General features: G+C 49.6%; 2 rRNA genes. Both read right to left on the reverse strand.

Annotated features, from left to right (window positions below):
- A 23S ribosomal RNA gene (locus tag C1A05_RS17815) occupies positions 1-127 on the reverse strand; the annotation flags it as partial.
- Positions 128-338: 211 nt separating this feature from the next.
- A 16S ribosomal RNA gene (locus tag C1A05_RS17820) occupies positions 339-846 on the reverse strand; the annotation flags it as partial.

Consider the following 846-nt stretch of genomic DNA (forward strand, 5'->3'; position numbering starts at 1 on the left):
GTTTCCCCATTCGGAAATCTCCGGATCAAAGCTTACTTACAGCTCCCCGAAGCATATCGGTGTTTGTCCCGTCCTTCATCGGCTCCTAGTGCCAAGGCATCCACCGTGCGCTCTTAATCACTTAACTACAGGATGTAGTTAGTTCTGTGTTCGTCACAGGACGTGACGGATGTTAACAGAACTTCCATAATCCTTTATAACGCATATGTCATGCTCTTGATTCTTTCTTATCTAGTTTTCAAGGTGCTAGTTTTTGAAAGATCATTTGATCCTTCAAAACTAAACAAAACAACCAAGCACATCTTTTTTTCATCACGTAAGTGATGTATCTTCCTTAGAAAGGAGGTGATCCAGCCGCACCTTCCGATACGGCTACCTTGTTACGACTTCACCCCAATCATTGACCCCACCTTCGGCGGCTGGCTCCAAAAGGTTACCCCACCGACTTCGGGTGTTGCCAACTCTCGTGGTGTGACGGGCGGTGTGTACAAGACCCGGGAACGTATTCACCGCGGCATGCTGATCCGCGATTACTAGCGATTCCGGCTTCATGTAGGCGAGTTGCAGCCTACAATCCGAACTGAGAATGGTTTTATGGGATTTGCTAATGCCTCGCGGCTTCGCTGCCCTTTGTACCATCCATTGTAGCACGTGTGTAGCCCAGGTCATAAGGGGCATGATGATTTGACGTCATCCCCACCTTCCTCCGGTTTGTCACCGGCAGTCTCCTTAGAGTGCCCAACTGAATGCTGGCAACTAAGGACAAGGGTTGCGCTCGTTGCGGGACTTAACCCAACATCTCACGACACGAGCTGACGACAACCATGCACCACCTGTCACTCTGTC

It is taken from the genome of Salirhabdus sp. Marseille-P4669 (genome assembly GCF_900240405.1).
GTDB lineage: Bacteria > Bacillota > Bacilli > Bacillales > Alkalibacillaceae > OEQK01.